The sequence below is a fragment of the Bombella sp. ESL0378 genome (genome assembly GCF_009725845.1).
Lineage (GTDB): Bacteria > Pseudomonadota > Alphaproteobacteria > Acetobacterales > Acetobacteraceae > Bombella > Bombella pollinis.
In genome coordinates, this window is the sequence record NZ_WNIF01000006.1 from 198,852 (window position 1) to 224,569 (window position 25,718).

General features: G+C 53.1%; 24 protein-coding genes and 2 tRNA genes. 6 read left to right on the top strand and 20 right to left on the bottom strand.

Annotated elements, in window-relative coordinates; genetic code table 11:
• Positions 1 to 14: 14 nt before the first annotated feature.
• Positions 15 to 1,058 carry a nitronate monooxygenase family protein gene (locus GM556_RS04430; protein WP_155573276.1) on the bottom strand — a complete coding sequence of 348 codons (1,044 nt, stop codon included), beginning with the start codon at positions 1,056 to 1,058 and terminating at the stop codon, positions 15 to 17.
• The gene (locus tag GM556_RS04435; protein ID WP_155579386.1) at positions 1,055 to 2,365 is read right to left on the bottom strand and encodes an aspartate kinase; all 1,311 of its coding nucleotides are present in this window, start codon (positions 2,363 to 2,365) and stop codon (positions 1,055 to 1,057) included. The genes GM556_RS04430 and GM556_RS04435 overlap by 4 nt, the downstream gene beginning before the upstream one ends.
• A gap of 125 nt (positions 2,366 to 2,490) precedes the next feature.
• Here GM556_RS04435 and ubiG point away from each other — a divergent pair, with 125 nt between their 5' ends.
• Positions 2,491 to 3,252 (top strand): bifunctional 2-polyprenyl-6-hydroxyphenol methylase/3-demethylubiquinol 3-O-methyltransferase UbiG, encoded by a 762-nt coding sequence (ubiG, locus tag GM556_RS04440; protein WP_155579387.1) that lies wholly within the window; start codon positions 2,491 to 2,493, stop codon positions 3,250 to 3,252.
• 72 nt (positions 3,253 to 3,324) lie between these two features.
• On the opposite strand, the gene GM556_RS04445 is transcribed toward ubiG, so the two are convergent.
• The 7 genes from GM556_RS04445 to GM556_RS04475 form a co-directional block, all read right to left on the bottom strand.
• Positions 3,325 to 4,566, bottom strand: coding sequence for a lactonase family protein (locus GM556_RS04445; protein WP_155573279.1), 1,242 nt, complete (start codon positions 4,564 to 4,566; stop codon positions 3,325 to 3,327).
• A gap of 104 nt (positions 4,567 to 4,670) precedes the next feature.
• Positions 4,671 to 5,156, bottom strand: coding sequence for a DUF2147 domain-containing protein (locus GM556_RS04450; RefSeq protein ID WP_155573280.1), 486 nt, complete (start codon positions 5,154 to 5,156; stop codon positions 4,671 to 4,673).
• Complete coding sequence (gene grxC, locus GM556_RS04455; protein ID WP_099027124.1) at positions 5,134 to 5,394, bottom strand: glutaredoxin 3; 261 nt, start codon at positions 5,392 to 5,394, stop codon at positions 5,134 to 5,136. Before grxC ends, GM556_RS04450 begins: the two co-directional genes overlap by 23 nt.
• An 18-nt stretch (positions 5,395 to 5,412) precedes the next feature.
• A complete protein-coding gene (locus GM556_RS04460) occupies positions 5,413 to 6,183 on the bottom strand; it encodes a ComF family protein (protein WP_155573281.1) in 771 nt (256 codons plus the stop codon).
• A gap of 11 nt (positions 6,184 to 6,194) precedes the next feature.
• Positions 6,195 to 7,604 carry a phosphoglucomutase/phosphomannomutase PgmG gene (gene pgmG, locus GM556_RS04465; RefSeq protein ID WP_155573282.1) on the bottom strand — a complete coding sequence of 470 codons (1,410 nt, stop codon included), beginning with the start codon at positions 7,602 to 7,604 and terminating at the stop codon, positions 6,195 to 6,197.
• A gap of 15 nt (positions 7,605 to 7,619) precedes the next feature.
• On the bottom strand, positions 7,620 to 8,489 hold the full coding sequence (galU, locus tag GM556_RS04470; RefSeq protein WP_155579388.1) for a UTP--glucose-1-phosphate uridylyltransferase GalU: 870 nt from the start codon (positions 8,487 to 8,489) through the stop codon (positions 7,620 to 7,622).
• Positions 8,490 to 8,713: 224 nt separating this feature from the next.
• Positions 8,714 to 8,800, bottom strand: a tRNA-Leu gene (locus GM556_RS04475).
• A gap of 83 nt (positions 8,801 to 8,883) precedes the next feature.
• On the opposite strand from GM556_RS04475, the gene lipB reads away from it, so the two are divergent.
• A complete protein-coding gene (gene lipB, locus GM556_RS04480) occupies positions 8,884 to 9,567 on the top strand; it encodes a lipoyl(octanoyl) transferase LipB (RefSeq protein ID WP_370513433.1) in 684 nt (227 codons plus the stop codon).
• On the opposite strand, the gene GM556_RS04485 is transcribed toward lipB, so the two are convergent.
• Both GM556_RS04485 and GM556_RS04490 read right to left on the bottom strand, forming a co-directional pair.
• Positions 9,551 to 10,198, bottom strand: coding sequence for an outer membrane lipoprotein carrier protein LolA (locus tag GM556_RS04485; protein WP_266137443.1), 648 nt, complete (start codon positions 10,196 to 10,198; stop codon positions 9,551 to 9,553). The two genes, lipB and GM556_RS04485, sit on opposite strands and share 17 nt — an antisense overlap.
• Entirely contained in the window at positions 10,195 to 10,476 is a 282-nt protein-coding gene (locus tag GM556_RS04490) for a BolA family protein (RefSeq protein WP_370513586.1), read from the bottom strand. The genes GM556_RS04485 and GM556_RS04490 overlap by 4 nt, the downstream gene beginning before the upstream one ends.
• A gap of 151 nt (positions 10,477 to 10,627) precedes the next feature.
• Here GM556_RS04490 and GM556_RS04495 point away from each other — a divergent pair, with 151 nt between their 5' ends.
• The 4 genes from GM556_RS04495 (at position 10,628) to GM556_RS04510 (ending at position 15,114) form a co-directional block, all read left to right on the top strand.
• On the top strand, positions 10,628 to 11,239 hold the full coding sequence (locus tag GM556_RS04495) for a J domain-containing protein (RefSeq protein WP_155579390.1): 612 nt from the start codon (positions 10,628 to 10,630) through the stop codon (positions 11,237 to 11,239).
• A 116-nt stretch (positions 11,240 to 11,355) separates the two neighbouring features.
• Positions 11,356 to 12,324: an AAA family ATPase gene (locus GM556_RS04500; protein WP_155573287.1), complete on the top strand. Its 969-nt coding sequence runs from the start codon at positions 11,356 to 11,358 to the stop codon at positions 12,322 to 12,324.
• 3 nt (positions 12,325 to 12,327) lie between these two features.
• Entirely contained in the window at positions 12,328 to 14,160 is a 1,833-nt protein-coding gene (locus GM556_RS04505) for a cobaltochelatase CobT-related protein (RefSeq protein ID WP_155579391.1), read from the top strand.
• Between the two features lie 54 nt (positions 14,161 to 14,214).
• On the top strand, positions 14,215 to 15,114 hold the full coding sequence (locus GM556_RS04510) for a hypothetical protein (RefSeq protein ID WP_155573289.1): 900 nt from the start codon (positions 14,215 to 14,217) through the stop codon (positions 15,112 to 15,114).
• A 56-nt stretch (positions 15,115 to 15,170) separates the two neighbouring features.
• On the opposite strand, the gene dnaE is transcribed toward GM556_RS04510, so the two are convergent.
• The 9 genes from dnaE to GM556_RS04555 form a co-directional block, all read right to left on the bottom strand.
• Entirely contained in the window at positions 15,171 to 18,599 is a 3,429-nt protein-coding gene (gene dnaE, locus GM556_RS04515; protein ID WP_155579392.1) for a DNA polymerase III subunit alpha, read from the bottom strand.
• 48 nt (positions 18,600 to 18,647) lie between these two features.
• A complete protein-coding gene (locus GM556_RS04520) occupies positions 18,648 to 19,346 on the bottom strand; it encodes an ABC transporter ATP-binding protein (RefSeq protein ID WP_155579393.1) in 699 nt (232 codons plus the stop codon).
• The gene (locus GM556_RS04525; RefSeq protein ID WP_155579394.1) at positions 19,339 to 20,586 is read right to left on the bottom strand and encodes a lipoprotein-releasing ABC transporter permease subunit; all 1,248 of its coding nucleotides are present in this window, start codon (positions 20,584 to 20,586) and stop codon (positions 19,339 to 19,341) included. Before GM556_RS04525 ends, GM556_RS04520 begins: the two co-directional genes overlap by 8 nt.
• A 1-nt stretch (position 20,587) precedes the next feature.
• A complete protein-coding gene (gene proS, locus GM556_RS04530; protein ID WP_155579395.1) occupies positions 20,588 to 21,904 on the bottom strand; it encodes a proline--tRNA ligase in 1,317 nt (438 codons plus the stop codon).
• 12 nt (positions 21,905 to 21,916) lie between these two features.
• A complete protein-coding gene (locus GM556_RS04535; protein WP_155573292.1) occupies positions 21,917 to 23,575 on the bottom strand; it encodes a ribonuclease J in 1,659 nt (552 codons plus the stop codon).
• A gap of 18 nt (positions 23,576 to 23,593) precedes the next feature.
• A complete protein-coding gene (locus GM556_RS04540; RefSeq protein ID WP_266137447.1) occupies positions 23,594 to 24,427 on the bottom strand; it encodes a type III pantothenate kinase in 834 nt (277 codons plus the stop codon).
• Between the two features lie 8 nt (positions 24,428 to 24,435).
• Positions 24,436 to 25,173: a biotin--[acetyl-CoA-carboxylase] ligase gene (locus GM556_RS04545; protein WP_155579396.1), complete on the bottom strand. Its 738-nt coding sequence runs from the start codon at positions 25,171 to 25,173 to the stop codon at positions 24,436 to 24,438.
• Between the two features lie 21 nt (positions 25,174 to 25,194).
• Positions 25,195 to 25,269: transfer RNA gene (locus tag GM556_RS04550), tRNA-Val, on the bottom strand.
• An 88-nt stretch (positions 25,270 to 25,357) separates the two neighbouring features.
• Entirely contained in the window at positions 25,358 to 25,645 is a 288-nt protein-coding gene (locus tag GM556_RS04555) for an HU family DNA-binding protein (RefSeq protein ID WP_155573294.1), read from the bottom strand.
• Positions 25,646 to 25,718: the final 73 nt, after the last annotated feature.

Sequence of the window (25,718 nt, forward strand, 5' to 3'; positions counted from 1 at the left end):
CCCTCTTGCTTGCCTTATTCCATACCCTGAAGGCGACGCTCACGCACTTGCAAAGCCTCGACTGCTTGATCCACCAATGTTGTAATAATCTCTGCAACAGGGCGAATCTCTTTCACCATCCCCACAGATTGTCCGGCCATCATCGAGCCATTTTCAACATCGCCTTCAATCACCGCGCGCCGCAACGCCCCAGCCCAGAAATGCTCAATCTCTAACTGGGCTGCTTCACGCTCAATCTGACCTTTACGGAAACGCTCAATCACATCAGCCTGATGTTCCATAAAATGACGCGTTGCAGCATTGGCTAAGCCGCGTACCGGGATGACGGGGAACCGCTCATCCAACTGTACGGACATTACAGCATCACGCGCATTACCGCGGCGGAAAGCCTGCTTAAAACGCTCATGCGCAATACTCTCCTGCGAGGCCGCAAAAATCGTCCCAAATTGGCCCCCAGCCGCCCCTTGCTCCAAGTAAGAGAGAACCGCATCCCCGCGGCCTAACCCCCCTGCAACAAACACGGGCACCTCGGTGATATTCGGTAATATCTCTTGAGCAAGAACATTCAACGAGACGGGACCAACATGCCCCCCGGCCTCAGACCCCTCAATCACCAGAGCCTCAATCCCTAGCTTGACCAAGCGTTTCCCCAAGGCCACAGCCGGCGCAAAACCCATAGCCCGCGCCCCACCATCACGCACACGGCGGATAATCGACCCGCTCGGCACGCCACCAGCTAAAACAACATGGCTGACATTATGCGCTAAGCAGACATCCACCAAGGCTTCTAACTTCGGGTGCATAGTGATGAGATTCACACCGAAAGGCTGGTCCGTAAGAGCTTGTGTCGCCACAACCTCCTCCTCCAAACGCTCCGGCTCCATCGCTCCACAGGCAATTACGCCAAATCCCCCTGCATTAGAAATCGCAGAAACAAGATTGCGCTCACTCACCCATGACATCGCCCCGCCAAGAATAGAGTACCGGCTCCCTAAAAAGTCACAGCCCGGCTTCCAAAGCTGGTCTAATACAGCGCGTGCCTTCATCTCGTCACTCATGGCTGTTCTCCAACAGGTGCATCCAAGCCATAAGCTGTGTGCAATGCACGCATAGCCAGCTCCATATATTCTGCATCAATAAGGACGGAAATCTTAATCTCACTGGTGGAGATTACCTGAATATTAATCCCCTTCTCCGCCAAGGTGCGGAACATGGTTGCCGCCACGCCTGTATTAGAGCGCATACCAACGCCCACCACGCTTATTTTGGCCACATTGCGGGAGGTACTTAATGCCCCATAGCCAATATCAGCCCGCATTTCCTCTAAAATCTGGCATGCCCGCTCAGCATCACCTTTCCCTACGGTGAAGGTCATGTTCGTGCTACGATCTGCCCCAATGCTTTGGACGATCATATCAATATTCAAACCTGCAGCCGATAAAGGGCCAAAAATCCGTGCGGCTATACCCGGTTCATCGGGCACTTGTCGGATGGTGATTTTCGCATCATCCATAGAATAGGCAATCCCGGTAACCAGCTTCTTTTCCACGCTTTCGTCCTCATCCACAACTATGGTCCCGCTCTTATCGTCCGTTTCGACAAAAGAAGACAGAACGCGCACATGCACCCTCTCGCGCATGGCAAGCCCAACGCTGCGTGTTTGCAGCACCTTAGCCCCTACAGAGGCTAGCTCTAACATTTCCTCATAAGTAATACGATCTAACCGCTGGGCCTGCTTTACGATGCGCGGGTCGGTTGTATAAATCCCATCGACATCAGTATAAATGTCACATTGGTCCGCCTTAATCGCCGCCGCTAATGCAACGGCTGATGTATCGGACCCACCGCGCCCTAACGTGGCAATACGCCCATGCGCATCTACCCCTTGGAAGCCAGCGATAACTGGCACTACCCCTTCATCCATACAGGCGCGCAAAGCACGTCCCTCCACATCTTCAATCGCAGCACAACCATGTGATTCATCGGTCCGTAATGGGATTTGCCATCCTTGGAAGGACCGCGCAGGCACCCCAATCGCCCCCAAAGCAATGGCTAATAAACCACTCGTCACCTGCTCACCAGAGGCGACAACAGCGTCATATTCAGCAGGATCAGCCTGTGAGTCGAGGTCGCGACAATAATGCACCATTTGGTTCGTCACACCCGACATCGCCGAGACAACCACAGCCACACGTTGCCCACGCGCACGCTCTTTTTTAACTTTCTCCGCTACAATGCGAATACGCTCTAAGTCTTTGACGGACGTACCGCCAAACTTCATTACGACTGTACGAGAAACAGATGGCGACGAAAGCGCATCATCAACGGACTGCGCTGTATCATCTGAACAGTCGGGCATGGACATCTGAAAGGCGGCTCCAATATTAAGGCTATCATTGCATAAATATCTGTCTCACATAGCTCCCCTGCCCTTTTCCGTCTAGCCACAACATGGCAGAAAAGCATCTCGACTCTTGGAGAGGTGCCAAAATGCCCATTTCATCACCATTACACGAACACTCTCACACGCACACCTCGTCCGTTGTGGAGGATGAAATTAACCAATTCGCAGCATTAGCCGCACAATGGTGGGACCCTAAAGGGCCTATGGCCCCCCTCCATGCTATGAATCCGCTGCGGACCTCATGGGTTTTCAAGCGTCTCCCCTCCGCCTTATTCTCCCAAGCGGCACCACCCAGCCTCCTAGATATTGGCTGCGGCGCGGGGATCGCTTGTGAACGCTTTGCAAGCCTAGGCTTTAACACATTAGGGGTTGATGCCAGCCAAGAGGGCATTAAGGCCGCCCAAACCCATTTGGAGCGTTACCCTTTACCCCCCCATGCAGCCCCTCTCCATTATATATGCAGCACAGCAGAAGCATTATTGGAGGAAGGACGGCAATTTGATGTTATCTCCGCTTTGGAGGTCATCGAGCATGTACGGGACCCGCAAGAGTTCCTCTCCACACTTGTAAGCCTGACAAAACCCGGCGGGTATATTGCCATCTCGACCATGGATCGCAGCATCCGCTCCTTCCTCATGGCGAAATTGGGAGCGGAATATCTGCTGCGCCTTCTGCCCATCGGCACCCATGATTGGAAGAAGTTTATCCGCCCAGCGGAGTTAGACCAAATGGCACGCCGAGCAGGCCTGCGGCTTTTGGACCTCAAAGGCCTTAGCTATCGGCCTCCTCAGTGGTATGAGAGCCATGATACGAGCGTGAATTACATCGCTCTTTTCCACAAACCCTAACATTTCAGCAAAAAGAAAAGGCACCTCATCACAAGGTGCCTTTCTTCCAGAAAACCCTACCTTATAGCGAGCTTATGAATCCGCCACCATAAAGGCAAAGGTGGTGGGGCTGCCCACAGCGGTAAAGTGATTGGTGAAGACAGGCTTGCCCGTCTCCCGGTCCACACGGAAGGCTGTCACAGAATCAGACCGCTGGTTCGCACAGAAGAGGAAGGTCCCGCTGGGGTCGAACATCATCGCACGGCCATAATCGGCATGCATCCAGACCTCATCCTCCAGCGTCAATGTGCCATCAATCCCTACAGAGAAGACAGCCAAAGAATCACCAAGACGGTTGGAGACATAAACAAAGCGGCCGCTCTCTGCGATCAAGATCTCAGCAGCAAGCGTGGAACCACGGAAGTGAGACGTCACCGTGCTGACAGATTGAATCTGGGTAATCTCCCCCGTTTGCGGATTAAACTTGGAGACCACAACCTTGGAGTTCTGCTCACACAGATTATACAGCACACGCCCCGTATGATCGAAGACGAAGTGACGCGGTGCAGAGCCCGGCTCCATCTCGTAGAACGGCTTCTTCGCAGGGATCAACTTACCTGTATTAAGGTCCAGCCGCCAGACATATACACGATCCAACCCAGCATCATCCACCAACACGAATGTACCGCTGGGGTCTGTGGCAATCATATGCGGATGCGCACCAGAGTGATCGGACACAGCGAAATTACCCTCTGGGTTATCAGCTGCGCGCTCAGGCTGTTTAGGGCCAGAATTATGTACAACATCCGTTGCTTTACCCAAAGACCCATCAGCATGGATAGGCAGAACAGACACGCTACCGCCCATATAATTAGCAACAAGCAAATATTTGCCTGAAGGATGAACACTTAGATGCGCAGGCACTGCCCCGCCAGAGCTTACCGTGTTCAACTTGGCCAATGTGCCATTGCGCGTATCAACCGAGAATGCCGTGACAGAGCCGCTACCGGCCTTATCAAAATCATTAACCTCGCTCAGCGCGTACAGGAACTTCCGGTTCCGGCTTAATGTGATGAAGGATGGGCTCGGGATGTCCATAAAGGTGGTAACCAAGGTTAAGAAACCCGTTTCCCGGTCCATCTCGAAAACGGCAATCCCCTTACCATAGCCTGTCACACCGGGCGGCCCGTGTTCCGTATAACCACCAACGAAACACAAAATACGCGGCTGTTGCGCCTGCTCGGCTTTAACACTACGCAGCGGTGACAGGGCTGTCGCAGCCCCTAGCCCAGCAAGCCCTAGAGCGAATTGACGCCGGGAAAAACTCTGTGACATGACGTATCTACTCTCCTTCAACTGCACCCCATGGCCAAGAAAATAAATTAAAATTTTATTTTCTGCCGATTCACTCCACCCCTACAAGAAAAAAGGGCCTAACACTAGCCACCTTTCTGCATACGACATTGCGCACCAATAGCAGGAGAGTCTATGCGGCTCCATGTCTGGGTTTGGCCAAAAAGACTCAGCCCTACATAGCCGCGTAATTTCAACGTCCCATCTTTTGCCAACCACATACTCGCCTGATACCGGCTTCCCGTCCGTGGGTTAAGCACCGTTCCATGCCAATGACCATTCTTACGGGGAATCATATCGCTGATGATTTCCATCCCACATTCCGAATGACCCGTATAATCCTTCTCTGGCTCGGCTTCGGTATAATCCATCCCGACCAAATAGCCGCATAATTTAGCAGCATCATTTTGGCATGATTGGATGAGGAAAATACCATCCTTCTCCTTAACCAACCATGTACCAGCCAAAGGCGATGATGCCGCATAGGCGGATGAAAAGGCTGCCATGACCAGCCCCCCAACAACGCCCATCAAACCTGTATGAAAGGCGTTAGGAACGGCCCAAAAGCGCATCCAACTGGCCCGCTTTCTCCAACTGCATAAGCTCACTGCACCCTCCTATGGCTTTCCCATCAATAAAAATCTGTGGAACAGTTGTCTTCCCACCAGAACGCTCCTGCGCCTTTTCGCGCTCGGCAGAGCCACGAGGGGCGTGGATTTCCTCAAAAGGCACGTCTTTCGCTTGAAGCAGCGTAATTGCACGCACGCAATAAGGACAACCTGGTTGCGTATAAATCTCGATCTTTGGCATTACAAAACTCCTTCCCTCTCAAAGTAACGTTACCCGCGCTGCCACTAGAATATCTACCGAAACACAGCCAATCTCAAACAATGCTTTTGCACAACTCCCCAATGTTGCGCCTGTCGTCAAAATATCATCCACCAAAATGACAGAACGCCCCTGTAGGAACTCACAATGCCGCGGATTCACCGTCATGGCCCCCGCTAATTGGTGATGCCTCCCATGCCGTGATAGATGAGCTAACGCCTCCGTACGGAACTGCCGTTTTAGCCCATTAGGGCAATGGGCCAGCCCCTGTTTACGCGCAATGACGCGCGATATTAGAGCCGCTTGATTATAACCACGCGTCCATAAACGCCAACGATGGACTGGAACAGGCACAAGTACCGTATCTGGCTTTAAAATGTCCGCCCCAGCAGTGGTCATAAACCGTGCTAATGTTGCAGCATGTTCGGTTTTACTGCCATATTTTAAGCCCATGATGAGCTGACGCGCTTGACCTTCATATAAAAAGGCAGACCGGCCTTTCCGCCATAAAGGCGGGCGTATTTCGCACGTCTCACACAGCCACCCGCGCTCTGCCACCTCATCTTGGGTAAGAGGCAAAGCGCATACATCACAAAAGGGCGGATGCACAAAACGGATCGCATTAAAACACGCCCCGCACACACCCGCACTCCCGGGTGCGATTTCACAACCGCAAGATAGACAACTGGGCGGGAGGAGCCAATCCAGAACATTACGCCCGCATTGCCGTCCCCAACGAGCTAAACCCGCCGGTACATCCCCCTCCCACATCAGTTTAGAGCTTAATGACCAGCGGCCGCCGCATCAAAATCCGGGGCTTGCAGGCCAGACGCCTCTAATTGCGCGGTAAAAGCTGCTTTAAGCCGCGCTAACCCCTCATGAGTGCGTGCCTCAATCCGCCCGACTAGCACTGCCTGCGTGTTAGAGGCCCGCAAGAGCCACCAGCCATCATCCGTGTTCACCCGCACACCATCTACGGAGGAGACATCAGCCCCTTCCTTCTCCAGACGGGAGGCGACCTCTTTGATAACATCAAATTTTCTAAGGTCATCACAGGGGAAGCGCAACTCTGGCGTATTGACCATCTGCGGCAAGCCCTCACGCATCTCCGCTAATGTACCGGTGAGACGGGCAACAATGCCAAGCACGCGGATAGCCCCGTAAAGAGCATCATCAAAACCGTACCATTTATCTGCAAAGAAAATATGGCCCGACATTTCCCCTGCCAGGGGTGAAGACGTCTCCGCCATTTTACTTTTGATGAGCGAATGACCCGTCCGCCACATGAGCGGTTTACCACCGGCTTTGCCGACTTCATCAAAAAGAACTTGGCTCGCCTTCACATCAGCAATGATGGTCGCACCAGGATGCTTCTTCAGCACATCACGCGCTAAGAGAACGAGGATTTGATCGCCCCAGAGAATCTCTCCCTTACCATCCACAACGCCTACGCGGTCCGCATCGCCATCAAAAGCGATACCAACATCGGCCTTACGCGTCCGCACCTCTTTGATGAGGTCCTGTAAATTGCCTTCCACAGTAGGGTCAGGATGATGATTGGGGAATGTCCCATCAATCTCTGGATATAGAATCGTATGCTCACCGGGGAGTTTCTTAATCAGACGAGTGAGGACCTCCCCCGCGGCGGAATTACCATTATCCCACACTACCTTGAGCGGCCTCTCGCCGTCATAATCCTCAAGAAGGCGGGCAATATAGGCTTCGGAAGGGTCGATGGTCTCAACGCGACCTTCAGCCTTAGGCACAACATCGCCTTGCGCGGCCAAACGCCCCACCTCACGAATCTGCTCACCAAAGAAGGGCTTGCCCTTCATCATCATCTTAAAGCCATTATGATCCGGCGGATTATGGCTTCCTGTAACCATAATCGCCCCATCAGATTGCCCCGTAACGGCTGCATAATAGAGCATCGGTGTTGGACCACGACCTACACGCCGCACTGTCACGCCAGAATCCACAGCCCCACGGACCAAGGCTTCTTCCAAAGACGGTGAGGAGAGACGGCCATCATAACCGACCGTCACCACATGCCCACCATTACGGCGAACCATACTGGCAAAGACGCGCCCTAGAGCATAAGCATCTTCGGGATGGAGGGTTTTACCTACAATGCCGCGAATATCATATTCACGCAGGCTTGTTGGCTCAAAATCATGCTTAAACGCAGTCATCTTACGGCTTACCCCTCACACATATTTCTTTAAGAAAGCGCGGACATCATCAGCAAGGTCGTCGCGTTCCAATGCCATGGCGACCTGAGCCTCCAAAAAGCCGAGCTTGCTCCCACAATCAAAGCGCGTCCCTTCGTAGCGCAACCCGTGGAAGGGCACCTTACCAATCATCTCCGCCATAGCGTCCGTCAGCTGGACCTCTCCCCCTACGCCCGTTTTTAACGCAGAGAGCGGTTTCAAAACATCCGCTGTGAGAACATAACGGCCAATAATCGCGAGGTTCGAGGGGGCATCCTGCGGGGCGGGCTTCTCAACAAGGCCGGTGACTTCCACCTTCTGCCCATCATCTTTACCAATCTTGAGGACACCGTAACGGTCTGTCCATTCGTGAGGGACCTCATTTACGGCGACAACATTACCACCTGTTTGATGATACACATCGGCCAATTGCGCTACACAACTACGCCCCCCATGGACGATATCATCCGGCAGAAGAATGGCAAAAGGATCATTACCAATAAAGTTACGCGCACACCAAATAGCATGACCCAAACCAAGTGGATTCTGCTGCCGCACAGCCACGAGAGATCCCGCCTCCACGCTGCTACTCTCCAGTGCTTTCATGGCCGATTCTTTTTGACGTGCCTGCAGCGTGGCCTCAAGCTCATAAGCAACATCAAAATAATCAATCAAATTATCTTTACCACGAGCCGTTACAAGACAGAACTCCTCAATCCCTGCGGCACGGGCTTCATCAATCGCATATTGAATTAAAGGTTTATCAACAACTGGGAGCATCTCTTTCGGCATAGCCTTTGTCGCCGGGAGAAAGCGCGTCCCCAAACCTGCAACCGGCAAAACGGCTTTTTTCAATGGCTTAATCATCTTAGCTCTCTTTCTGTCCGTTCCTACTCTTGTACATTCATACTGAGAGGCATGCGTTAACTTAATAAACACCCTCTCCGAAGCGGGGCTAGTGTAAAAGAAAACACAAGCTTAACGCCACCCCATACAAGGAGATGAATACAAACGAATAGGGGTTTTTTTATGAATTTATAGCAATCTGCCAGATGGGCAGAGGAACCATCCCTTCATCCTTATGAAAGAAATGGTGCGGCCGAGAAGACTCGAACTTCCACGGGGTTATCCCCCACAAGCACCTCAAGCTTGCGCGTCTACCATTCCGCCACGGCCGCTCCGTGACAAGCGGTCTTTTTTGCCTAAGAAGGCGTGACCGCTTCGGTGACATCGCCTATAGCTTAGCCACGCAGAAAGGGCAATGGTCATGACACAGTTTTATGAAGAAATTATTTGGCAGAGAGACAATACCCTCTCCCCCTACCCCCACGCTCTCACGTTTATGCAGCAAAATGTGGAGGCCATTGCCCATCACCAAGCCCCACAACGTATTTGGCTAACAGGACATCCACCACTCTACACAGCTGGTACATCAGCGAAGGCAGAAGACCTCATCAACCCACATCATTACCCAACATTTGAGGCCGGACGCGGTGGGCAATGGACATATCATGGCCCCGGCCAACGCATTGCCTATATTATGCTCGACCTCACACGCCCGCACGGCCCCCTCCCCGCACGGGATATACGCGCCTTCGTCCAATATTTGGAACATTGGCTCATTATGACCCTCGAATCCCTCAATATCGAAGCCTTTACGCGGGAGGGACGCATTGGCGTATGGTGCTTTGATGCCCAAACAGGGCAAGAGGCAAAAATTGCCGCTTTAGGCATCCGTGTAAGCCGCTGGGTCAGCTGGCATGGGATTTCCCTCAATGTCGCGCCAAACTTAGAGGATTTTGATGGTATCATCCCCTGCGGCATACGCGATTACGGCGTTACCAGCCTGCAACGCTTTAACCCCTCCCTTACCATGGCGGAAGCTGATGCCGCCTTGCTAAAAAACTGGGTTGCCCTCTTTGGCCCTGTTAAGCAGGAGGGATGAAGTGGCTTTCATCCAGCGGTTGATTCTCTTGCACATCAAAGAGGGAAAGGCCGAAATGATGATGCCGCCCATCAACCCCCTGTATGCCAATCAAGCTCAACTTGCCCCGCACATCAGAAAATTGCAGGGTCAGCAACCCTTGGGAAGGGTCGTTCGCTTCCGCTAGGGAAATTTGCAGCGATTCTTCACCCCGTGCGACTTGTGTTACCTGCACATCTTTATCAAAGCTGATTGGATGGCGTAGTAGCAACCCCATTGGGTTACGCTTTAGCGATAAATGCGTCACGGCTCCATTATCGTCATTGCGTAAAATCAGATGACCATCACGCGCAACAGCCCGCGTTGCATGTGGGACGTCATACACCATCTCAAAACGCCCCGGGACGTAGAAGAAACGACCATCTCCCTGCTGCTGGGCCGGTCCATCCTGAGCAAATTGCGCTTGGATGGAACTCAACCCGTTTAAATATGCTTCGACCCGATGAATATCATGCCGCTCCCCTGCGGCAAGATGGTCATATCCTGCTGTAGCGCACCCTATTAAAGAGAGCGACATGACCAGCAAAACAGACCACAGCCTGACATGATAAATCGCACCATAGCGCATGAGCCGAGAGCATAAATCCTTCACGCAGATATCTCCCCTTTTAAGGTCAAAGAAAGGGCGTGCAAACCGCTCTCAAACTCTGCGGCCAAAAGCTGATGAACAAGGCGATGGCGTTCTACCGGCTTCATCCCATCAAAATGACGACTCACAATATGCAGACGATAATGCGTCTCGCCCACCTGCCCCGGCCCTCGCGCCTCCTGCTGTGCACTGCGTGCGTGGGCATGATGGCGATGGCGTGCGCTTTCATCATGAATCTCTAGCTGAGAGGGCATCAATGCTTCCTCCAGCATTGCCTTCATACGCTCGGCTCTTGTCATTAACTTTCTTCCACGCTGACCCACAGATAACTAGGGAACATACGCCCCTTCACCGCCTTGTATAATAGAAAACTTTCCTTCTCTAAAAAAGGATGCTTGCATCTAAGGCGAACCTCTCCCCATATCGTCCATTATGCAACGCAAATCCTCTCGTCATAAGGCCTTCGCGCCCGACCCAGATGCCCCAGAGCAATGCTGCGACCATCCTGATTGCGACCTTCCTGCTGGCTATCGTGCCCCACGCGGGCGGGATAATTTGCGCGCTTATTACTGGTTTTGCCTAGAACATGTCCGCCTTTATAATGCGAACTGGGATTATTACCGGGGCATGACACCCGGCCAGATTGAGCGGCATCTACGTGAGGATACCTCATGGCAACGCCCCTCTTGGAAGATGGGCACACCGGGGCACGATTCTGCACGCACCTCTTTTACGCTTGATGGGCTGCATGACCCGTTGGATATTCTTGCAGGCCGTAGGGCTCGCCCTTCACACGCTGCTGAGACTCGCAAGCAAGCTCCCCCCGCCCTGCGTGACCCCCTTGCTCAGCTTGATCTCGACTGGCCAACCACTATTGAAGTGGTAAAAACACGTTATCGTGTCCTTGCGCGCCGTTATCATCCCGATGCGAATCAGGATGACCCGCGTGCAGAAGAACGCTTTAAAGTCATCGGGACGGCCTATGCCACACTCCGCGCACACTTCGCCCATAATACAGACTATGAGGACAGCAATGTGCCATAATGACGCTGCCCCTCTTTTCTTCCCATTATAGGGTGATTATGTAATCGTACTGATGAAGTCCATAATCAGAGGTTATTCCCTCCTCCGCCACATTTCTTCATGACAGGATTTTCGCTATGGCTCTTCCCTCTACACAGTCTCTTTCTGACATATTGCCAGCGACTCCCGATGCACAAAAATCAGCACGGGAGCTTTTCGGCCTGGATTTAGATTTTGATGTGCCCCTCTGGTCCAAAAAGACAGACCATGTGCCAGAGATTGACCCGAGCTATCAATTTGACCGCGATACGACCCGCGCGATTCTGGCGGGGTTTATGTATAATCGCCGTGTGTTAGTGCAGGGCTTCCATGGGACGGGGAAATCCTCTCATATCGACCAAATTGCCGCACGTCTTAACTGGCCTTGTGTACGCATCAATTTGGACAGTCATATCTCCCGCATCGACCTCATCGGCAAAGATGCCATCACGCTAGAGGATGGCAAACAAATCACCGAGTTCCGCGAAGGCTTGTTACCATGGTGCTTACAAAGCCCATGCAGCCTCATTTTTGATGAATATGATGCTGGGCGGCCTGATGTAATGTTCGTCATCCAACGCGTGTTGGAGACTGATGGTGCCCTTACTTTGCTGGACCAAAATCGTGTTATCCAGCCTCATCCCTCCTTCCGCCTTTTTGCAACAGCCAATACAGTAGGGCTGGGTGATACAACGGGGCTGTATCACGGCACGCAGCAAATCAACCAAGGGCAGATGGACCGTTGGAACATCGTCACCTCCCTCAATTACCTCCCCAAAGAGCAGGAAGTCCGCATCATCAAAGCCAAAATGGGCGGTAAGCTGGATGATACACTCATCGGGCAAATGGTAGAGCTTGCCGACCTTAGCCGCGCAGGCTTTATGAATGGCGATATTTCCACCGTTATTTCCCCCCGTACGGTCCTCTCTTGGGCGGAAAATATTGACATCTTTAAAGATGTTCCTTTCGCCTTCCGCCTCAGCTTCCTCAATAAATGTGATGAGGCAGAACGCAGCATCGTTGCTGAATATTATCAGCGTTGTTTTAATGCCTCACCTTTAGGGTGATTTATGTCTGACCCGCACGACCTTTTCCGCAAGGCGACCTTAGCCACACAGCGTGCTTTAAGTGGGCAGCAGGACATTCCCTTAACCCCTGCTCTAGCCTCTTTAGAGCGTGCGGCTCTTACCCCGGAGGAGATAGCTTATATCCGTGGGGCGACCGATGCCGCAGCCCTACAGCAACGGCATCACGACCCTGCAAAGCGCGTCACTTTGGCGGATGCTCAAACGCAAATCATCACCGATGGGATGGAGCAAGCCCGTTGTGAGATTTATGGCTCCCGCCATATGGCCGGGGTGCGGGCGAATATAAATAACCACCTCGCCCGGCGGCTCTACGCGCTTAATAGCGCGCGCATGATGGAGCGTGCAGATATGCCCGCCCCCCTCGCGTTAGAACTCCTCACGCGCGAGGCACTCTCTGGCCAAAGATTACCAGAAGAGATAACCGGCCCCGCCTTGGCAGAATGGCGACAAGCCCTTGGCCCCAAAGCCCGCGCTGCTTTAGAGACGCTCGCCCTCGTCCAAGACGACCAATCACGCTTCCACCAAGCCACACAACATTTTGTAAAAACCTTCACTCTAGAAGAAACGGGCCAAAGTGATGAGGAAGAGCCGGAATCCTCTAGCTCCCGTAATCAAAATCAGAGTGAAGACAGTGAAGCTGGAGAGTCCGCCTCCCCCGACCCACAAGGCGAGGAGGAAGAAGAAGGCAGCTCTGACGATGAGCACTCCATCCTCAATGATGAAGCGGAAGATTCCACCTCCAGCGGGGAGGACCCGGCCTCCGATGAGATTGAGGCCCTTCTTGCAGAAGGGGAAAATGGGTTTGAGCAACCTGCTGGCCCCTCTGAGATGCGTGAGGATGAGCCACCCTGCCCAATTACGGGCCTTGGAGGGTACCATGCTTACACGCAGGAGTTTGATGAAGAAATCCACGCCCATGAGCTTTGCGACCCGACCGAGCTAGACCGTCTGCGCGAAAGGCTGGATGAGCAGTTGCAACAAACCCAAGGGTTTGTCTCCCGTCTGGCGCATCGTCTGCAACGTAAGCTTTTGGCCCAACAGCAACGCCGTTGGCATTTTGACCAAGAAGATGGGATTCTTGATGCAGCCCGCCTGCCGCGTATCATCAGCAATCCTTCTCTCCCCCTCTCTTATAAGCAAGAGGGCAAGGCGGATTTCCGCGATACGGTCGTCACTCTCCTGATTGATAATTCAGGCTCTATGCGCGGCCGTCCCATCACCACAGCGGCCATTTGTGGCGATATTCTTGCCCGCACGCTCGAACGCTGCGGCATTAAAGTGGAGGTTCTCGGCTTTACTACCCGCGCTTGGAAGGGCGGCCAAAGCCGTGTGAAATGGAGCGAAGATGGCCGCCCTAAAGAGCCGGGGCGGCTTAATGACCTCCGGCACATCATCTATAAATCAGCCGACACTCCATGGCGGCGTGCCCGGCGTAATATTGGGCTGATGCTCCGCGAAGGGTTGTTAAAAGAAAATATTGATGGTGAGGCCCTCCTCTGGGCATGGAAACGTCTAAAACATCGGCCAGAACATCGCCGTATTTTAATGGTGATTTCCGATGGGGCTCCAGTGGATGATAGCACCTCCTCCGCTAATGGGCCGGAATATTTGGATCTGCATCTCCATCGCGTCATTCATCAGCTCGAAAATGACCATGCAGGGGAACTCTTGGCCATCGGCATTGGGCATGATGTCACCCGCTATTACGCCAATAGTGTGACCATTAGCTCGGCTGAGGATTTAGGCGATACGATGGTGGCCCAACTCACAGCTCTCTTTGCCCCGCCCTCTGGTAAGACAAAACGGCGCGGATAATTTTCCCGCGCCCCATTGCCAGAAGGGCCAGACTCCGCCACTCTGCAGGGTACTATGTTACATTCTTCTACACATCGTCTCCGTATGGCAGCGCACGCAAAAGGCTTAGGCTTACTGGCTCTTTTAGGGGTTATGGCCCTGCCAGCAGCATATGCTGAAACACTGCCCCATCTTTCAGCCAACTGCTTTACCTATAGCCCCGGGCAAGTGAGTAAGACGAAGCAGGGCGGCCTCATCATCAAAAACATGCAGGCGGAACTTACTGGCACGCAACATCGCATCACCGTGCGCTCCAGCACAGTGGTAGACCATAAACGCACCCTTGATGCAGCCGGTCTAGCCCGCCTTAATGCCGCTGTTGCTTATGCTGCCCTCACCGCTTATCACCGTGGCATGACGGAGGCTTGCGCTAACCAACCTCTACCGGGAGTGCAAGAAGTCAAAAATGCGCTGCCAGAAATGAGCTGGCAAGGCATCACCCTTACCCGGCCAGACCGAGCCTCCACCGCAAGCACGGCTCATGTGCGTGTCCTCAGCACAAGCCCGGCTATTCATTTCCTTTTTGATGCAAACGGGATGACCTCCCCACAGGCGATTCTCCTACCGCCGTCTGTCTCGGGAGATATTACCTTTATCCCCTCTTCTCAGCCGCCTTATCATGTAACGGTCAATCAACTCCATACGGCTTTAAATGGTAGTGATATTGATGGCCGAGGTGATGTTCTCGCCACGGTAGGGCGTGAAAATCTCAAAGCTGATGTTCATCTCTCCATCAGCCATATTGGGGAAATGATAGACCAGCTTGGCAAAATCGCCCCCACAAAAATCACCGCAGCTTTGCTTATTGCCCGCATCATGGGGGAGAGAGAACCCAACCACCGCACGGGGTGGCACATCACGCTAGAGCATGACACCATCCATGTGAATGGCGTTAAAGTCCCCATGCCTTTTTAAAAGGATGCGATAACGTCTTGCTTATTAGAGGCCACCCTTCCCGGTGGCCTTTTCTTTTACGCTTGTTTTAACTCCTTAATCCCCTCCAACGTCTTCATCTGCTCGGCAAGACGTGGGGTAACGCGATAGAATCCGGGCAGCCTAATCTCAATCGCCTGCGTTTCCTCCAGCTCTGGCAGCAAGACAACACGGCCTCGGCCACCCTTTACATCCTCTAACATTGTCTGAAGGGGGGCTAGAGCGATGGCGCGGTTAATCCATATCCGCAATTCCCCTTGCTCCTCAGCTGCAGCAGCCTCTAAATCTTGCACATGTTGGGCCGTAATACGCAGTGCATCACCATCTAGCTTCAACTCCGCCTGCACCAACACAGCCTGCCCTGCAACCAGCAAATCCCGACAGGCTTGCAATGTCTCGGAAAAGAGCGTGACCTCGCAACTCCCGCTCGCATCGGTCAACGTCACCCACGCCATTTTCTTTCCTGTTTTGGTGGGGCGTTCCTTCTTCTCCACCACACAACCAGCAATAGCAACACGCATCTGCCCTTGATGCGCCTTTGGCTCTAGCTGCACCGCAGGGGTCACAGCCAGCCGCCGCAACACATGCTTATACGCATCTAAAGGATGTGCGCTCATATGGAAGCCAATCACGCTAGCCTCATGCGATAACCGCTCGAAATCCGGCCAAGGGCGTACCTTCTTCAGCCGCAAGACTTCACGCAGGCTACTATCCACGCCGCCGCCAAAAAGCCCCGCTTGCCCGACCTCTTTCTCCTGCGCGCGCGATTGGGCACGGCGTAACACAATCTCCGCACTGGCAAAGACTGTGTGCCGGTCAGGCTCTAAATTATCAAACGCTCCAGCCTTGGCTAAACTCTCCATCTGAAGCTTATTGATATGACGGGAATCACAACGCTCGGCAAAATCTGTCATATCGCAAAAAGGCTGTGTGCCACGGTCTTTTACCAGGCCTTCCATCGCCACAAACCCAACACGCTTTACAGCAGCCAAAGCGTAACGAATCCCCAACTGCCCATCCTCTAACCGCTCGATAGAGAAATCAGCTTGGGATTTATTAATATCCACGGGCAAGACGGGAATCCCCATCCGTTTAGCCTCTTGGCACAAGGCGGCTAGCTTCTCCGTCTTTTCCCGTGCGAGGGACATACAGCCCGCAAGGAAAGGCACCGGGTGGTTCGCCTTCATCCATGCGGTTTGATAAGAAACCAACGCATAAGCCGCCGCATGGGATTTGTTAAAGCCGTAATTGGCAAATTTCGCCATGAGGTCGAACACTTCCTCGGCCTTCTCTGCCGTAATGCCCCGCTTTGTTGCGCCCTCACAGAAGATGGCCCGTTGTTTTTCCATCTCTGAGGCAATTTTCTTCCCCATCGCCCGGCGTAATAAATCCGCCCCACCAAGACTATAACCCGCCATCTTCTGAGCAATTTGCATCACCTGCTCTTGATAGACCATAATCCCGTAGGTCTCCTCAAGGATGGGACGAATCTCCTCATGGGGCGGCTCCCACGGGGCTCCATGTTTCCGGCGGCAATATTCGGGAATATTCTCCATCGGGCCGGGGCGGTAAAGCGACACCCCAGCAATGAGATCCTCCAACCGGCTGGCTGCCATCTGCTTGAGCATGTCGCGCATACCCGCGCCTTCAAACTGAAAGACGCCCGCCGTATCCCCCCGCGCCATCATATCGAAGGTTTTTTTATCATCGAGTGGAATATGGGAGAGGTCCACCTCCTCCCCTAAATCACGCAGAAAATCGACCCCGCGCTTGAGGATGGTCAATGTCGTCAAACCGAGGAAGTCGAACTTCACCAGCCCGGCTTGCTCAACAAACTTCATATTATATTGCGTAACGAGCATCTCACTACGCGGGTCTCGATAGAGGGGGACAAGCTCTACAAGGTCACGGTCCCCAATCACCACACCGGCTGCATGGGTGGAGGCATGGCGAAATAACCCCTCCAACTGCAAGGCAATCTCCAAGAGGCGGCGAATCATCTCATCATTATCGCGCATCTCCTGCAAGCGTGGCTCTTCCTCAATCGCTTGCGCTAAAGGCGTTGGCTTAGCCGGATTATTCGGGATAAGCTCTGCCACACGATTGACCATACCATAAGGCAAGCCCAACACACGCCCCACATCGCGCACTGCCGCCTTGGCTTGTAACTTCCCAAAGGTGATGATTTGCGCCACACGCTCATGGCCATATTCATCGCGCACATAGCGAATGACCTCATCGCGCCGGTCCTGACAGAAATCGATATCAAAGTCCGGCATGGAGACACGTTCAGGGTTGAGGAAACGCTCAAATAACAGACCAAAGGGGATGGGGTCGATGTCGGTAATCGTCAAAGCATAAGCCACTAATGACCCTGCACCGGAGCCACGCCCCGGCCCTACAGGAATATCATGCGCCTTCGCCCATTGGATGAAGTCCGCCACGATGAGGAAGTAACCAGGGAACCCCATGCGGGCGATGATACCGAGTTCCGTCTCCAATCGTTCTTCATACTCAGCGCGGCGGGCCTCGCCATCCTTCATAACCGCAAGGCGTTTTACCAGCCCTTCTTGGGCCATAGCACGCAAGGTTTCCTCCTCCGTGCTGCCTTCGCGCACTTTAGGGCAAACAGGCAAAAGCGGCTTGCGTGTATTCACCGCCGCAGCGCAATGCTGCGCGATAATCAACGTATTATCACATGCCTCTGGCAGGTCATGGAATAAAGCGCGCATCTCCTCCGGTGTTTTAAACCACGCTTGTGGGGAGACACGCCAGCGGTCCTCCTCCGCCATTGTCCGGCCTTGAGCAATACAGAGCAAAGCATCATGCGCCTCATGCAAATCCGGCGTAGGGAAGAAACATTCATTGGTGGCTACTAAAGGGAGGTCAAGCTCATCAGCTAAAGCGATGAGCTGAGGCTCTGTAACATCCTCACCCGCTTCATCCAGCCGGTTAATCTCCACCGCCACATAGCCATGAAACGCTTCTTTAAAGCGTTGGAGCATCTGTTTTGCTGCGTCTCTTTGCTCACCTAGCAATAATTTATTGATAGGCCCGCGATTACCGCCTGTAAGCAAAAATAACCCATTAGCCCGGCTGCATAAAACATCCAGCGGCATAGAAGGATCCGCCGAATCCCCGTTCAAAAAACCTTGGGTGGAGAGATATTGAAGATTCTCCAAGCCTTCTTCCGTGCGCGCCAACACAACCAACGGTTCTGCTGGAATACCGGGCCGAGCAGAGGGAGATGGTAAAGCTAATTGGCACCCAATAATCGGCTGAATCCCCGCCTTACGACATTGTTGGGAAAACTCCAGCCCGCCAAACATATTGCCGCTATCAGTCAATGCGACAGCTGGCATGGCGTTTCCTTCTGCCAACTTCACAAGGTCAGGCACGCGGATAGCACCCTGACTAAGAGAATAGGCTGAATGATTACGGAGATGGACAAAATGAGCGTAAGACATGCCCTCCATTTACCACGCCCTCATCCCCGCATGGAACAGAAAACAGATTTACGCGCGGAATGGGACGATGTGCCCTTCCGCCAATGTCACGGTGCGGTCCATCGCAGCAGCCAGTGCCTCATTATGAGTAGCAATAAGCGCGGCTACGCCTTCTTCTCGCACGATGCGTGTTAATTCCGCAAAAACAAGCTCCGCTGTTTTTGTATCAAGATTACCCGTTGGCTCATCAGCCAAGAGTAAACTAGGACGATTCGCTAGAGCGCGAGCAATGGCTGTGCGTTGCTGCTCCCCACCGGACATCCGCCCCGGCAAAGATTCTAACCGATGAGACAGGCCAAAGCGTGTTAATAAATCAACCGCTCGCAAACGTGCCTCGACACGGCTTACCCCCGCCGCTAATTGAGGCAGCATGACATTCTCACAGGCTGAAAACTCACCCAGAAGATGATGGAATTGATACACAAAGCCAATCTCATCACGCCGCAATGCTGTCCGCCCGCTCTCGCTCATTTTGCGAGTGCTACGCCCTTGAATCAGCACATCCCCAGAATCAGGACGCTCCAACAAACCTGCTAGATGCAGTAAGGTCGATTTCCCCGTCCCACTGGGGGCAACCAAGGCCACCAGCTCCCCGCTTTGTAGGGTGAAATCCGCCTCTTTAAGGATATGCAGCTCCTCATCACCGGAGCGGAAAAACCGGCTTAATCCCTCAAGGGATAAAACGTAAGCCTCTGAATCCTTACTCATGACGCAGAGCCTCCACCGGGTCCGTCTTTGCCGCACGCCATGAGGGATAAAGCGTAGCTAAGAGCGATAAAACCAACGAGAGCACCGCTACCTCTACCACTTGCGACCACACTAACCGCGCCGGGAGACGCGCTAGGAAATAGACTTCCGGGTTAAATAAGTTCGTCCCTGTTAGGGATTCCAAAAGATGGCGAATATGCTCGATATTGAGGGCAAAGCAAATGCCCAACCCCGTCCCTACCAGAGTGCCCACCACACCAACAGAGGCTCCGCACATCAAGAAGATACGCATCACGCTCCCACGGCTCGCCCCAAAGGTGCGCAGAATGGCAATATCGCGCGTTTTATCCTTCACCATCATAATGAGGGAGGAAATCACATTAAACGCCGCCACAAGGATAATGAGCGTGAGGATAAGGAACATTACATTCTGCTCCACCGTCACGGCATCCAAAAAGCCATTGGCACTATCTGTCCAATCCAGCACTTGCAGGCGCGGATCATTCAACGCATCCTCAATCTGGCGGCTAAGAGGCTGAATATTGAGCGGGTCATGCGTACTCACTTGTATAAGAGAGACACTATCGCCCATCATCAAAAAGGCCTGAGAGGCTGCCAAAGGCATGAGGATGACATTGCTGTTATAGTCGTTCCAATTCGCATCAAAAATGAGCGCGACATGCACCTTCCGCACCCGTGGCATCGTGCCAAACGGCGTTGCTTGACCATTGGGGGACAGGATGGTCAAGCTTGAGCCAACATGCAGTCCTGCACGCTCGGCCAAAGTCACGCCAATGGCCACCGCATCATTGCCGCGGAAATCCTCTAACCGGCCATCCATCACCCCTTGGGTGAGGGCTTTCCACCCCTGTAAATCCTCTGGGCTTAGCCCCTCCAACAATGCCCCGGTGGAGTAACGCCCCGCCTCTGCCAAAACAGTGCCTTGCGTCATGGGCAGAACCTGCGTCACACCGGGCACCTTACGGATGATAAACGCATCATCACGATAATTGCGAATTGGCTGCCCATAGGCATAGACGTTCAAATCCCCATGCAGGCCGAGAATCCGGCCCATGAGGTCTGCTTTAAAGCCATTCATCACGGCCATGACGATGATGAGCGTTGCCACCCCTAAAGCAATGCCAACAAGGGAGAAAAGCGCAATGACAGAGGCAAAACGCTCCCCCTTGCGGGCCCGCAAATAACGCAGGGCGATTGTTCGCTCAAACCGTCCGAACATGTTAGCCCAGCCCTAGCTTGGCCAAAGCGTCATCAAGCGGCAATTCACTCCGCTCGCCAGTAACACGGTGTTTTAGCTCCACCATACCGGCTTTAGCCCCACGCGGGCCGACAATAATTTGCCAAGGATGGCCCATCAGGTCAGCATCATTAAACTTCACACCAGCACGATCGGCGCGGTCATCATAAAGCAACCCTTCTGGGTCACGGCTATAAATGCTCTCACAAAGCTTATCACAAAGCTCATCACCGGGGCGAAGATTGAGCAAAGCTGCCCGATAAGGAGCCACTTCCTCCGGCCAAATAATACCGGCTTCATCATGAGAGGCTTCAATAATCGCCCCGACCAGACGGGAGACGCCAATCCCATAGGACCCCATATGCGGGTGCAACGGTGCCCCATCAGCCCCATTAACCTCAACGCCCATAGCCTCGGTATATTTCGTCCCGAAATAGAAGATATGCCCGACCTCAATGCCACGGCCACCACGCCGGCGCGACTCTGGCACGCTCTCCCAAGCTGAGAGGTCATGCTTTTCATCTGTAGCGGAATAGGTTGTCTTCACAATCTCGCGCAGTTTTTGGAGGTCATCCTCCTTCTGCGGGTCAAGACCGATGCTATCCCAGTCGATCTCATCCCACCCGGCATCATAAAAGACTTCACTCTCCCCCGTTGGGGCAAGGACGAGGAACTCATGGCTCAATTCCCCACCAATAGGCCCCGTATCAGCAGCCATAGGCACGGCTTGCACACCCAACCGGCGGAAAATCTTCAAATAAGACAACATGATACGATAATAGCTGCTTACGGCATCCTCATAAGAGAGGTCGAAGCTATAACCGTCCTTCATGTAGAACTCACGACCACGCATCACACCAAAGCGCGGGCGGATCTCATCCCGGAACTTCCATTGGATATGATACAGCATCTTCGGTAGTTCACGGTAGGATTTCACCGTGCTGCCAAAGAGGTCCGTCACCATTTCCTCATTGGTTGGGCCATAGAGCATCTCGCGCCCTTGCCGGTCCTCAATGCGCAGCATCTCCGGCCCGTACGCATCATACCGACCAGACCGCCGCCATAGCTCGGCAGATTGAACAGTCGGCATCAGGATTTCCTGACCACCAATTTTATCCTGCTCTTGCCGCACAATAGTAGCAATGTTGCGCAGGACACGCAGCCCTGCTGGCAGCCATGTATAAATGCCAGATGACGTCTGCCGCACAAGCCCCGCCCGCAGCATCAAGCGATGAGAGGCGATTTGTGCCTCGGCGGGGACTTCCTTCAAAGTGGGCTGAAAAGCCTGACTTAGACGCATAATATTAAGGCCTCAGACACGCAGAAGATGGACATCAACCAGCGGACGCTTCCGCAATTTCCGCCCCAAAGCGCGGCGCAGAGCCGTGCGTGCTGCATCGCGGAACGCTTGATCATCTTGGCGGAACTCATCGGGGATTTCATCAATCGCATAAGCGAACTCTTCCCGAATCCGTGCGCTTTCAGGGTCATCCCGCTCCAGCAAGCCTGGTGCGCTAATACGTGGCTCGCCGATAACATAGCCCTCATCATCCACGGCAAAGCTTGCCAGAACGATGCCGTTAAAGAGCATCCGCCGCCGCGCCGCTAAGACCCCACCCGTCATGGGGAGGAGGCGGTCGCCATCCAGAGCCAACAAACCCGTTGGCGCGGTATCAATCACCTCGACAGGCCCCGGCCCTAAATTGAGGATATCGCCATCCTCTAACAACACAGCCTCTGCCCCCGCCTCACGCGCTAAAGCCCCATGAGCGGTAAGATGACGCCATTCCCCATGTGTTGGGATGCTATAACGCGGGCGCACCAAGCTATAAAGATGCCGAATATCCCCACCTGTTGCATGGCCGGATGTATGAACCATGCCGTCTTTATCCGTCAGCACCGTAACACCACGGCGCGTTAGGTTATCTTGCACGGTCATCACCGCTTGCTCATTGCCCGGAATCACGCGGGAGCTGTAAATGACCGTATCACCCTCACCAAGTGAAATGGTGGAATGTGTATCGCTCGCAATGCGCGATAGAGCTGAACGCGCCTCACCTTGGCTGCCTGTGATAATCATCAACAGATTATCATCAAGGACATCCTTAATGTCATATTCCGTCAAGAAGGGCGGCAAATCAGCAAAATAGCCACATTCCCGCGCTGCTGATTCAAGATTGCGTAAAGAACGCCCTACCACCATGACCTCACGGCCAGAGGCTAACGCTGCTTTGGCGATGCTCTCCACACGGGCTACGTTACTAGCAAAGCAGGTCACAGCCACGCGCCCTTCTAGCCCGGCAATCATTTCTGTTAAGCCAACGCGAACATCCGCTTCGGACTGGGACCGCCCCTCCTTCATGACGTTCGTGCTATCACCGACAAGGGCCAACACGCCCTCATCCCCCAAAGCACGGAAGGTCTCTTCATCCGTCACAGGCCCAACAAGTGGGGTAGGGTCTAACTTCCAATCCCCAGTATGAATAATAATCCCGTGCGGTGTACGAATAGCTACCGATTGTGCTTCCACAATCGAATGGGTCACCGGGATGAATTGGAGGTCAAACGGGCCAACCTCAAAACGAGAGGATGGCATGATGATATGGATAACAACCTGATTCTGTAATCCAGCCTCAGTTAATTTACGGCGCAACACCGCAGCGGAAAAAGGCGTGGCATAAACCGGGCACTTTAAATACCGCCATAAATGCGCGACCGCCCCGATATGATCCTCATGCGCGTGGGTAATCACCAAACCGCGCAAATCCTTCTTACGCTCTGCAATAAAAACAGGGTCTGCAATAAGGACATCGGCCTCTGGCGTATCATTACCCGAAAACCCAATACCGCAATCAATCGCCAACCAATGCTCCTCACCGTTTTCACGCATACGGTAGAGGTTAAAATTCATACCGATTTCGCCCGTCCCTCCTAAAGGGAGAAAGGCAAAATCACTTACTTGCTCTGTCATAAACGCATCTGATCCTCTTCAAGCGTTACCATTATGCCCAAAGGCATTGCGGGCCTGTTGCCCAGAAAAATCAGTGATGAAACGCCCCTCATTCTGCTCCGCGAGAAGTCTTAACCCCTCCAGCGTGAGGTCTGGTGCTACTTCATCAAATAATGTCGTCCCCTCGGAGAAAAGCGGGGCTAAACCGCCTGTCGCCACAATTTTGGGACTCTTATCCATCTCACCGGCAATACGGTGAACAATCCCTTCAACCAGACCAACATAACCCCAAAATAAGCCTGACCTCATCGCCACACTCGTATTGCGGCCTATGGCCGTCATTGGTCGTCCTACACTCACACGCGGCAACCGTGCTGCAGCTTGATGCAACGCATCCATCGAGAGATTCACCCCCGGTGCAATCGCCCCACCGCAATAACGGCCCTGCGCATCAACAACATCAAATGTTGTCGCCGTACCAAAATCCACCACAACCAAGGGACCGCCACCATAAAGCTGACGTGCCGCAAGGCCGTTTAACAACCGGTCTGCCCCCAATTCTGCCGGGGTATCAACCAGCACATCCATTCCCCATTCCAGCTCATGATTCGCCACCAAAGGCTCCACATGCAGCCAGCAACGGCAAAAACGCCGCAAATCATACAACGCAGCCGGCACCACTGTGCCAATAATCGCCTGCGTTACACAATCCGCACCAATGCCTGCACGCTCCATCAACCCCAAAAGCCACGCGGCATATTCATCCGCTGTTCTACGGTCATCGGTCGAAATACGCCAGCGGCCAATCCATGATGAACCATCATGAATAGCAAAAACCACATTCGTATTGCCTGCATCAATGACGAGCAGCACAGCTCCCCCTACTCACAGATAACATCACCCGTCACAACCGAGGTCACAGTGCCATCATCTTGTGTGAGCAAAAGACGCCCCTGCACATCCAGTCCGGCAAATCGGCCTGATGTCCTCTTACCATGTCTTTCTAATATCAGTCGAGTACCTAGAGGGTGCGCACGTTTAAGCCATGCCTTCCATAAGGTAGCCTCGCCCTCCTTCTGCCACTCATTCCACCATTTATCAAAAGCCCGCAGAATAGACTCGGCACATAATTGTGGCTCAGGCGGTGGCTTTAATGCGGAGAAAGCCACAACCTTACGTTCGGTAAGGGTGGGAGCTTTCTGCAAATTGACCCCTATGCCAATAACAACCCAACAGACCGTTGCAAAGACCACTCCAGTCTCGATGAGGATACCAGCCATTTTATGAGAGTTAAGCAGAAGGTCATTCGGCCATTTTAAGTGAAGCTGCTGACACTCATCAGGTGATAAAGCCGCTGCTTCAACAAGCCCATCATAAAGAGCCAACCCGGCCAAATAGGGTAAAATTGAACGAAAAGACGCTGTCTCTGGTGCATGAAACAAAAAGGAGAAAGCGAGGTTCCCCTCTCCACTCTCCCATGTACGGCCACGGCTACCGCGTGCTGCGCTTTGGCGTCGTGCCAAAACAGCTAGCCTCGTCTTCTCGCCGGCCTCAGCGCGCTCTCGACAAAAATCGGAGGTAGATGCCAGCGTTTCATAAATCTCGAAACGCCAGGTCATAATAATAAACTTACAAAGGGATGGTGGGCAATGACGGGATCGAACCGCCGACCCTCTCGGTGTAAACGAGACGCTCTACCGCTGAGCTAATTGCCCGCCACGGTTTATAGACAAAACCCTAATGGAAGGCAACGGGGAATTTTCTTTTTTTACAAAAAAACTTCCCCGCTAATCTGTCAGGCAATTACTTGCTGACAGCGTCCTTTAAGCCCTTACCCGGCTTGAAACGCACAGAGGTAGAAGCAGGAATATCAATTTCCTCACCTGTACGCGGGTTACGACCCTTAGCAGCCTTACGCTGTGCTGTAACAAAGCTACCAAAGCCTACGAGACGAACTTCCTGCCCTTTGGAGAGGGTCTCCTCAATCGTCTTGAAAACAGCGTCCACAACATCCCCAGCCTTTGCTTTAGGGAGGTCAGCAGCTTCAGCAACAGCAGAAATAAGCTCCTGCTTGTTCAATGGTTTCTCCATGACAAACCTTTCTTATTAGTTAAGTGAATCAACCCACTGGGATTAGAATCACCTGATAGCGTTTCCACCTGCA